Annotated in this window: 5 protein-coding genes; 1 reads left to right on the top strand and 4 read right to left on the bottom strand. The window is 53.0% G+C overall.

Going from position 1 to position 4,523, the window contains the following annotated elements:
* Positions 1-5: 5 nt before the first annotated feature.
* Positions 6-449, top strand: a complete 444-nt coding sequence (locus IQ260_RS28090) for an acyl-CoA thioesterase (protein ID WP_193996374.1) — start codon at positions 6-8, stop codon at positions 447-449.
* Here the strand turns inward: IQ260_RS28090 and IQ260_RS28085 are convergent.
* The 4 genes from IQ260_RS28085 to IQ260_RS28070 all read right to left on the bottom strand — a co-directional run.
* Complete coding sequence (locus tag IQ260_RS28085) at positions 391-1,830, bottom strand: AMP-binding protein (protein WP_193996373.1); 1,440 nt, start codon at positions 1,828-1,830, stop codon at positions 391-393. The two genes, IQ260_RS28090 and IQ260_RS28085, sit on opposite strands and share 59 nt — an antisense overlap.
* The gene (locus IQ260_RS28080; protein WP_193996372.1) at positions 1,809-2,795 is read right to left on the bottom strand and encodes an o-succinylbenzoate synthase; all 987 of its coding nucleotides are present in this window, start codon (positions 2,793-2,795) and stop codon (positions 1,809-1,811) included. The genes IQ260_RS28085 and IQ260_RS28080 overlap by 22 nt, the downstream gene beginning before the upstream one ends.
* 52 nt (positions 2,796-2,847) lie before the next feature.
* The gene (menA, locus tag IQ260_RS28075; protein ID WP_193996371.1) at positions 2,848-3,780 is read right to left on the bottom strand and encodes a 2-carboxy-1,4-naphthoquinone phytyltransferase; all 933 of its coding nucleotides are present in this window, start codon (positions 3,778-3,780) and stop codon (positions 2,848-2,850) included.
* A 141-nt stretch (positions 3,781-3,921) separates the two neighbouring features.
* Positions 3,922-4,523 (bottom strand): HNH endonuclease (locus IQ260_RS28070; protein ID WP_193996370.1); only part of this gene is annotated, 602 nt, incomplete at its 5' end.

The raw sequence follows: 4,523 nt of genomic DNA, 5'->3' as shown, positions 1-4,523 counted from the left end.
ACCCCATGCCCAGTAGGGACAGCCCGTCTGGCTTTACCTATTACCGCACTATCCGTTTCCATGAAACCGATGCGGCTGGTGTGGTGTACTTTGCCAATGTGCTCACCCTGTGCCACGAAGCCTATGAGGCGTCCCTCGCGGCTGCCGGCATTGATGTTCGAGTATTTTTTGGCGGCGGATTGTTAGCGGTTCCTGTTGTCCATGCATCGGTGGATTTTCGGCGACCGTTGCACTGTGGTGATCAGCTCGCGATCGCACTCACTCCCCACTCCTTAGACGCCACCACCTTTGAAATTCGTTATCACCTGAGTAATACCGAACAAAAAACCGTAGCCACCGCCCTGACCCGTCACGTGTGTATTGACAGCACTAGCCGACAGCGCCATGGATTCAGTCCTGAGCTAGTTCAGTGGCTGCGCTCAGCTGTGCCACCACCCGCGAACGATTGACTTTACCCTGGGCATTACGAGGAATATGGTCTACGAGTCGCCAGTGTTTAGGGTGCTTGTAGGCACTGAGACTGGTTTTGAGCGCTGTTTTAAGCTGCAGCGGAGTCACTTGAGCCTCAGCCTCAGACACATAGAGGGCCGCAACCGCCTGGCCCCACACCGGGTCGGGCAGCCCCACCACGCAGACATCCTGCACTAGACCAGTGGACAGCAGTGCCGCCTCTACTTCTGCGGGAAAAACATTTTCCCCCCCCGTAATGATCTTCTGGCTGTTGCGACCCACCACATGCAGATGGCCCCGCTGGTCTAGATAGCCCAGGTCATCTGGGTAAAACCATGGCTGGGCATCTTGTCTATCATCTATAGCCCCCATATCTATAATCCCTGCATCTAGCCAGTAGCCCATGGCCAGGGAGGGCGTACGCAGGGCAATGCGGCCCACTGAGCCCAGCGGCTGAGGCTGAGCCGACTCCGGTTGATGAATGGCTAGGGTGACATGGGGTAAGGGGGAACCCTGACTGCGCACACCAGATTGAAAATCCTGGGGGAGCAGAGTCGCTACCTGGGCAGCTGTTTCACTCATGCCGTAGGTCAGGGCAATAGGCAGCCGAGCGGCCTGGGTCATTAAGCTGGGCCAGGCGGGTGCTCCACCCAGTAAAATAGCTCGAAACTGAGACAGCCACTGACATGTAGTCGCATCTTCTATAAGTCGCTGGAGCTGGGTGGGCACCAGGGAAATAAACCAGGTATCGTCCGGTTCGACCCGTCGTTGACCGGTTTCTAGCTGTTTGAACTGTTGTGTGACTAGTTGGCCACCAGACAGCCACACCCGCATCGCCTGCATTAGACCGCTAACGTGGTAAAGCGGCAGGACACAGTAGCTGTTGACGGGCTTGTGGATGGACCGCTGGCTAAAGTGATCCAAAAATCCTTGGGCGGCGGCGGTCAGTGTGCTCCAGGTATGAACAACAAATTTGATTTGCCCTGAGGTGCCGCCTGTGGCGATGAGAATTTGCCCTGGTTGGGGACGATTTCTAGAGGCGTTGTTTTTAGATGATTTAAAGGACACGGGGGGAGTCTCACCTAGCACAATGTCCGGGCATAGCTGTTGGGCAACCTGTTGCCACTCCTGGTGTCTCCAGCTAGGGTTTGCCAGGATCAAAGCCGCATTAGCCCGCAGCCCCGTCCACAGGTGGGCTAAAAAGCGTGTGGGTTCTGCCTCATTGATTAGCACCGCCAGACCTGCTGCTATCGATTGGGACTGTTCACACCAGGGCTCGTCTAAGGTCGCCCAGATATCTTTGGGTTGAGGATTAGGCTGAGGCCGAGAACAGCCACCAGCAGATATTCCAGCCTGGGTCATCGTTCCAACCGCTGCCATAGCTGTTGCCAATCGGTTTCACTCAGACCATCGTTGGTAAACCATTGCTGGGTGCCCAACCCCAACGCCCGGTGGGGAATATCGGGATAGGCCATGGCCAGGTCAATGGCCAGACGAATCAGGGCCTGACGGCCAACGGCGGTTTCAAACACCGATGAAATCACTAGGTCGATAGGGTACTTGTGATAAAAGTGCTGCAGCCGCTGGGGGGAGCCCATAATTGCCGCTTTGACCACATAGATACCGTCCCAGCCTCGGTGAAAATGGGCTTTGAGCTGTTCCAAACTGGCGATGGATTCATCTAGGGCAATGGGGGTGTGGTACCGATAGCTGAGCCGCATGACGATATCAAAATCTTTGGGAGCCATGGGCTGCTCTAAAAATTCGATGCGCTGACCGTTGCGATCGCACCAATCTAGCCACTGTCGCGCCGCTAACTCATTCAGCCCCCCGTTGGCATCTAACCGCAGCTTTGCCCCCAGGGGCAACTGCCCCAGCAGCTGGTCCAGCCATTCCATTTCTGCGGCTATTGACTCCACCCCAATCTTGCACTTAAACACTCGATATCCCTGCTGCCATAGCTGTGGCCAATGCTCCAAAGACTTCTGGCCCCTGGGCAAGAGTACGCCACACTGAGCATTGGGGAGATCAATCGGCCCTAATTTGCGCTCTAAGCTCGCAAATACCGACTCCAAACCAAACTGGCAAGCGGGTAGCGTTGGCAGTACAGACGGAACTGTATGATCCGACAGCTGAGACGGTAGCTGTTGGCAAAAGCTGAACGCCTGGTCAAACGTTTCAGACCCAAACCAGGGTAGAGGAGCCACCTCACCATAGCCGCTACGACCGTCCTCGTCAGTCAGCTTTAAAATCAGTCCTTTGCGCACCTGCCATTCACCATGGTGGGTCTGTACCGGCTGTCGAAACCGACGATGATAGGTACGAAATTCAAACCAATAGGCCATGGCGAAAGACTCTGACGCTGAGCAGTCTAAAAATTAGGATTCTAGAGTGATACTAAACAGGGAGCGATCTAAGGACAATGGGTAACAGCAGCCCCAAGCATACGAGTATTCCACAACAAAACTGAAAACGGATAGCCACGAACTTAGCATTTTGTACCAACTCGGGCTGATCGTGATAAAGCTTCACATGACGACAAAGTTGGACAGCAAAGGGAGCACTCGCTAGCACCAGCGTTAAGCTCCTAGGAAACACCCCCAAAAACAGTCCCCCTATTAAAATCACAAAAATGCTGCCACAGAGCCAGGGTAAAAGATTTGCCCCACCCAGGGTGCCTAATCGCACGATGGGGGAGCGTTTCCCAGCTGCCAAGTCATCGCTAACCTGATGAAAGTGCGAACAAAACAGCACCAGCGTAGTGGCCATGCCGATGATGGCTCCCAACCCCCAGCAGCTGAGGGAAAATGTTTGGGCTTGGGCATAGTACGCAGCCCCCACACCGAGGCCAAAGCTAATAAAGCATAGGGGTTCCCCCAGCCCCTGGTAGCCCAAACGAAACGGCGGCCCCTGGTAAAGATAGCCCAGGACGCAGCAAACTAGGATCAACCCCAGTACGGTGGCATCCTGTTGGAGCACAGCGATGGCTAAGACACCCGTCACCCCCAGTGCTAAGCTCAGATTTCCCAGCCAAAAGATCAGCGATTGATTTTGGGTCAGATTGACCAGGGAATGATGCTTGTTTTTATCAATACCGGTATCAGCATCGTAAACGTCATTACTGAGGTTTTCCCACACCAGCAGCAACACTGCCGACAGCAAAAAAATAACGAGTATACGACTATCCAGCTGCCCCGTTTCCCAAAAAGCCAGCAAGCTGCCCACCAGAATTGGGATTACAGCGACGCTATACATGGGAGGTTTGATGGCGGCTAGCCAAAGAGACTTGCGAGCTGCTGAGCTGCCGCGTTCAACCGTAGGGGTGGTCATATCAGCGTGAATTTTTCTGAAACGATAAATGCCACAGCTAGCATAGCGGCTGGTGTGTAGAAGATTGGATGTAGGGTAATAAATTGCAGAAAAAACGAAGTAGGTCTATTGAGCATTCAGAAAATTTCAATCAATGCCCAACTAAATTACTCGCCCAGGACGATTGATTGGTTTTCCATTTGGGGTAAAGCATGATGGAGCCGTCCCTGCAAATAACTGAATCAATCCAGCTCTAATAGTGGGATAGTCCTCAAATACAGTCATCCATACTGAAAAAAAACCATAGCCCTGGGCAGCTTCCAACACTAGCTCTCTAACGGCATCTACTTGGTCTAGTGCCTCAAAACGTGCCCGAAAAATTTCTGCGACAGCCCACACCTCATCTCGCTGCCGCCAGCGCTGATCTCGATCTCGTGGGTCTGGCCAATTAGCCGCTTGATGGCGCTGTAAACCCACGAGATCGAGTAATGCTTGTGCTTTAGACCTTTGTTCAGCATTCAGGTCGTCGGCTAGATAGACAAACCCGCCTTTGGCATAGACAAAGGCCAGAAACGTATTGTCATTATCAGGCCAGATATGGTCCTCACGCTTAATGTCTGTAGATCCTTTGACAGAATTGCAATTGACACAAGCTAGTAAAAAATTAGCCCACTCAGTTTCTAGGTCTGGATAGATGCTTTTAGGCAAAACATGTTCCACTGCCAGACTTGTGGACATGCGGCGTTCACAGTAGCTACAGTAAC

The sequence above is a fragment of the Leptolyngbya cf. ectocarpi LEGE 11479 genome (genome assembly GCF_015207065.1).
Classification (GTDB): Bacteria; Cyanobacteriota; Cyanobacteriia; order Phormidesmidales; family Phormidesmidaceae; genus Leptothoe; species Leptothoe ectocarpi.
The sequence above is the reverse complement of the archived record's forward strand: the minus strand, read 5'-3'. Positions and strand labels throughout refer to the sequence as shown.